Annotated in this window: 6 protein-coding genes; 3 read left to right on the top strand and 3 right to left on the bottom strand. The window is 35.9% G+C overall.

What is annotated here, in order from left to right; translation table 11 throughout:
• From EA412_14555 to EA412_14545, 3 genes are all read left to right on the top strand, one after another.
• Positions 1 to 200: hypothetical protein (locus EA412_14555; protein TVR76008.1), on the top strand; the 200-nt coding region annotated here is incomplete at its 5' end.
• Positions 201 to 271: 71 nt separating this feature from the next.
• Complete coding sequence (locus EA412_14550; GenBank protein ID TVR76007.1) at positions 272 to 934, top strand: hypothetical protein; 663 nt, start codon at positions 272 to 274, stop codon at positions 932 to 934.
• 35 nt (positions 935 to 969) lie between these two features.
• Complete coding sequence (locus EA412_14545) at positions 970 to 1,197, top strand: hypothetical protein (protein ID TVR76006.1); 228 nt, start codon at positions 970 to 972, stop codon at positions 1,195 to 1,197.
• Positions 1,198 to 1,310: 113 nt separating this feature from the next.
• Here EA412_14545 and EA412_14540 read toward each other — a convergent pair whose 3' ends face one another.
• The 3 genes from EA412_14540 to EA412_14530 all read right to left on the bottom strand — a co-directional run.
• Positions 1,311 to 1,874 carry a hypothetical protein gene (locus tag EA412_14540; GenBank protein TVR76005.1) on the bottom strand — a complete coding sequence of 188 codons (564 nt, stop codon included), beginning with the start codon at positions 1,872 to 1,874 and terminating at the stop codon, positions 1,311 to 1,313.
• A gap of 134 nt (positions 1,875 to 2,008) precedes the next feature.
• Positions 2,009 to 2,872, bottom strand: coding sequence for an alpha/beta fold hydrolase (locus EA412_14535; GenBank protein ID TVR76004.1), 864 nt, complete (start codon positions 2,870 to 2,872; stop codon positions 2,009 to 2,011).
• Between the two features lie 62 nt (positions 2,873 to 2,934).
• Positions 2,935 to 3,437 (bottom strand): Crp/Fnr family transcriptional regulator (locus EA412_14530; protein ID TVR76003.1); only part of this gene is annotated, 503 nt, incomplete at its 5' end.

Here is a 3,437-nt window from a genome sequence, read left to right as displayed (position 1 = left end):
GACTGCAAACAAACATTATTTATACTTATACAGAAATTTTTCGGGATTTTAGATTTGTGGATGTTCAACTAATTCTTGATGTTCTTTCGGATTTGGGATCCGAAACTATGATAGTTCGTACTTACATATCCCTAACAACAGGGGATTTAGAAGTTTTTATGATAAAAAAAGTGATTTTTCTGAGAAATGAAATAAATTAGCATACTAATTTTTCATTTCCCATCCTTATGCTTATAAAGCGTTTGACGGATTTTAAAAAAAAACTAGCCCAATGAAATTTATCAGTTCGATTGTCTTAGTTTTTTTACTCCATGCAGGTTTTGCATCCGGCCATATACCAAACGCAGGTTTTGAAGACTGGACATCTCAGGGGTTCCCTGCTTATCTTGATCCGGCTGAGTGGAATACATTGAATGATCAAACAGGCATATTAAATATCTATACAGTTACCCGTGCTGAAGGAGCTGATGCTTTTGCCGGAAATTATGCCATGCGCATGGAAACAGACCACATCCCAAGTCCTTTTGACCGGGTCACACCGGCTATAACCACTACGGGAAAAATTGACACCGATGAGGAAACCATTGAAGGCGGTTTCCCACTAACAGAAAAGCCGGATACATTGAGCGGGTGGTTCAGATATTATCCTGCAGACGGGGATAATTGTGATATAACAATCACATTGACCAGATGGAATGAATCAATTGGCGAAACGGAACAAATCGGTGAGGGGACTTTTACTTTTTCAGATAAAGTCGATACTTACAGGCAGTTTGTGATAGCAATTGAATATAGCAAGCAAGCCATACCCGATACCGCATTAATCATTATTTCAGCAAGTAATCCTTTAGACCCAAAACCGGGAAGTGTATTGTATTTGGACGATCTTGAAATGACAATGTCAGAAAATGCAATAAATTCTGCTCCCCGTTAGTAAAGGCAGTCTTCTGTCATGTCACATGCGGACGCATGCGAGAGAGCATGGAAGTGGTGTTCCCCCCAACATTTTCCATTTACTACCATAATTTAATATTCTTCTCTCTTGGAATTTGGAATTCTTGGATCTTTCACTGCTTTATCAAGAAAAAAGATAAAAGAGTAAAAGGATATATTTCCGTTTTTAAAAGAAGTAATTTAGATAATTTAAAGAGTTTTTTAACCTTTTTTAAAAAAGTAATACCGGCCGGAGACAGCTAAATACTTACACTCGCGAGACGCAGAGCGAAAGCAGTAAGTTAAATAGGCTAACAAAAAAATCCGGGGCAAAACCCCGGATTCTTTCCATAAATACAGAATTTTATGTAGTTAAACTACTTTTTGATTTCGTCAAGGATTTTCTTAGCTCCTTCTACGCTGTCAGCTAAAGAACTTTTAACTACATCCGTAGCGCCACCACCAATCTCTTTTGCCGCTTCAAGAGCAGCTACGATTGCCGTTTTTGTAGCACCAACTGTGTCACCGCCAACCTGCTTTACTCCATTAACAGCTCCTTTAACTGACTCGACTGCCACCATACCAACGTTTTCGCCTAATTCTTTGGCACTATACATTGCCTGCTGAACGGCACCCGTTACAGCTTCTTTTTGTTCAACACCTTCAGACATTGCTCCCTGAACAGCACCATTTACGATGCCTTTAATTGCTTTAATAAATGAAACACCTATATTTGAAATGCCATCTATAGCACCTTTTACAATAGAAGCAGGTACCTGAATACCTTTTATCACAAGCTCGCCGGCACCCTTAAGTGTCGTAACAGCAATATCTTTTACAGAATTAACAATAGTGGAACCTACATCAGCAGTACCTTTTACAGCACCTACTACTCCACCTTTTACTCCGTTTACAATTTGATTGAGAAATTTAATAGCCATAATTCTTTTTTTTAAATAGTTAATAATACCTAATTATACAAAAAAACAACAGCTTTAACTATTAAATTGTTTAATATTTTTTAAATAATAAAGTTTTAATTATTGACTTACTTATAATTAGAAGCTGAGTCTAATTATTTATCTACCATAAAATCATTAATTGACTTACTGACAATATCCGGTTCTTCTTCTTGAGGAAAATGCCCGGAAGTTTCCAGTTGGATGGTTTTTGAATTTGTAAAACCACTTTGAAACTTTTTAAGATTATGTGCTTTGATAACCGGGTCTTTCATGCCCCAAATGAACAATGCGGGCTTTTTTGAAAGAACTTGTTTCTTATTCCATATTTCTTCAAACCAATCCTGATCATTCAGCAATGACTTGGCAAATGCCAATGCTCCGTTTCTTTGCTTTTTATTGGCAAAAGGCTTAGTAAATTGTGATAATAAATGTTTTGGCAGCTTTTTGTCTCCAAAAGATTTAGGTAAAATAAATCTGGGGGAAAAATTAAGGTACCGATACAAAAAAGGAAGCAATGGACTTTTTAAAATTTTACTGAGTTTGATAAATTCCGGATCGTTTTTACTGCTCCACAACCAGGAGTTTAATATAACAAGTTTATTGATTTTTTCAGCTTGATTTATCGCAAAATTGAGTCCAATCGGCCCGCCAAAATCATGTACTGCCAAAGTCAGGTTATTAAGTTGCTTTTCCATGACAAACTTTTCTAAAGTTTTGCTGTGGTTTTGAGTTGAATAGTCATAATGCTCAGGCTTGTCAGACAGACCAAATCCAATATGGTCTATGGCTATGCATCTGAAATTTTTGCTTAGCTCTTTTATAATATTTCTGAAATCAAAACTCCATGAAGGGGTTCCGTGAACGAATAAAACCACCTCCCCTTTTCCTTCATCTATATAATGAAGCTTTTGTCCGTTCACATCAAAATAATTGGAATTAAAGGGATATTCCGATTTGTTTAACCATTGATTTTTCATAATAATAATTTACAGGCAAAGTTCATTTATTATGAAAAAAGAAAACTTGGTATATACCAAAATCAAATTTTCACTGAGTTGAATAACTTACTGAAATTAGTGGGATCGATGCTTAAATATGATGCTATATATTTGTGTGGAACAAGATGGAGTAAGTGAGGACTTCTTTGACAAAAAGCCTTAAACCGATCTTCAATTGTCAGAGAATGCAGTTCAATGTGCCGGTTTATTATTCCGGCCAGTACAAATTCTGTCATTTTTCTGAAAAGCCTTTCAATTTGGTGAGATTCATCAAACAGCTTTTGCAGCTCATCGAAAGTTATATAATCCATTTCACTGTCTGACAAACATCGCAGATAATTTTTTGATGGCGCCTGAAGAGAAAATGATTCCGGTATGGCACATAAACCCGGAGCATAAGTGAAAGCAATTACATGCGTCTTGATTTCTGTTTCAAAATATGACATTTGCACGCCACTTTTTACAAAATAAAGCACTTTTTGTACCTGACCCGGAACGGTTAAAAAATCCCCTTTTTTAAAAGTTTTAGGTTTTAATTTTTCAC

The organism is Chitinophagaceae bacterium (assembly GCA_007695095.1).
Lineage (GTDB): Bacteria > Bacteroidota > Bacteroidia > Chitinophagales > REEL01 > REEL01.
The sequence above is the reverse complement of the archived record's forward strand: the minus strand, read 5'-3'. Positions and strand labels throughout refer to the sequence as shown.

Bases quoted from the DNA above. Each gene is read 5' to 3' on its own strand.
- EA412_14550 (TVR76007.1), top strand. From the start codon at position 272: ATGAAATTTATCAGTTCGATTGTCTTAGTTTTTTTACTCCATGCAGGT.
- EA412_14545 (TVR76006.1), top strand. From the start codon at position 970: ATGCGAGAGAGCATGGAAGTGGTGTTCCCCCCAACATTTTCCATTTAC.
- EA412_14540 (TVR76005.1), bottom strand. From the start codon at position 1,874: ATGGCTATTAAATTTCTCAATCAAATTGTAAACGGAGTAAAAGGTGGA.
- EA412_14535 (TVR76004.1), bottom strand. From the start codon at position 2,872: ATGAAAAATCAATGGTTAAACAAATCGGAATATCCCTTTAATTCCAAT.